Consider the following 1008-nt stretch of genomic DNA (forward strand, 5'->3'; position numbering starts at 1 on the left):
GCATGGCCGAGCGTGTGAACCTTGCCAGCACGGCGGCGCCGCCGAGGCCGAGCGTGATCACCGGCAGGATGGCATGGCGCCAGCTGTCCTGGCCGCCGGAGGGCAGCCAGCCGAGCTGCACGGCAAACAGCAGCACCAGCAGCAGGCCGAGCACGAAGGAGGGCACGGTGAAGCCGGCCACCGCCAGCAGCATCACCGCGCGGTCGGCGAAGGAGTTGCGGTGCAGGGCGGCATAGATGCCGGCGGGGATGCCGAGGCCGAGCTTGATCGCCAGCGCCGGCAGGGTCAGGGCCAGGGTCGCCGGGATGCGCTCGGCGACCAGGCTGATGGCGCTGCGGCCGTCGCGCATGGAATTGCCGAGGTCGCCCTGGAAGATGGCGCCGAAGTAGCGGAAATACTGGACCCAGAGCGGGTCATCGAGGCCCCAGGCGCGGCGGAAGGCGGCGACGGCCTCCGGCGGCGCATCGGCCGACATGATCAGCAGCGCCGGGTCGCCCGACATGCGCAGCACGATGAAGGCGAAGCTGACCACCAGGACCAGGGTCAGCAGGGCGCGGGCCAGGCGCAGGCCGAGGAAACGCAGCATGGCTCAGGCCGCCTTTTTCACGATGAGGCCGGTGCCGGCCGGCATTTCGCCATGCGCGACATGGCAGGCGACCAGGCGGCCATCGGGGCGGGCCTTCAGCGCCGGGTTGTCGGTGGCGCAGCGGCCGGTCGCCATCGGGCAGCGCGGGTGGAAGGCGCAGCCGGCGGGGCGGGCGGCCGGGTTGGGCGGGTCGCCCTGCAGCACGATGCGATGGCCGCGCCGGCCGGGATGCGGGATGGCCGAGACCAGCGCCTGGGCATAGGGGTGGGCCGGGCTGTGCAGCACGGCGTCGGGCTCGCCCTCCTCCACGATGCGGCCGAGATACATCACGGCGACCCGGTGGCTCATCTGGCGGACGGCGCGCAGGTCGTGGCTGATGAACAGGATCGAGACGCCGCGGGCGGCCTGGATGTCCGACAGCA

Annotated in this window: 2 protein-coding genes; both read right to left on the minus strand. The window is 72.6% G+C overall.

Annotated elements, in window-relative coordinates; translation table 11 throughout:
- A partial coding sequence (locus BKE38_RS26030) for an ABC transporter permease (RefSeq protein ID WP_131829731.1) occupies positions 1-586 on the minus strand: 586 nt, incomplete at its 3' end.
- Between the two features lie 3 nt (positions 587-589).
- Positions 590-1008 (minus strand): oligopeptide/dipeptide ABC transporter ATP-binding protein (locus tag BKE38_RS26035; RefSeq protein WP_131829732.1); only part of this gene is annotated, 419 nt, incomplete at its 5' end.

It is taken from the genome of Teichococcus deserti (genome assembly GCF_001982615.1).
Taxonomy (GTDB): domain Bacteria; phylum Pseudomonadota; class Alphaproteobacteria; order Acetobacterales; family Acetobacteraceae; genus Pseudoroseomonas; species Pseudoroseomonas deserti.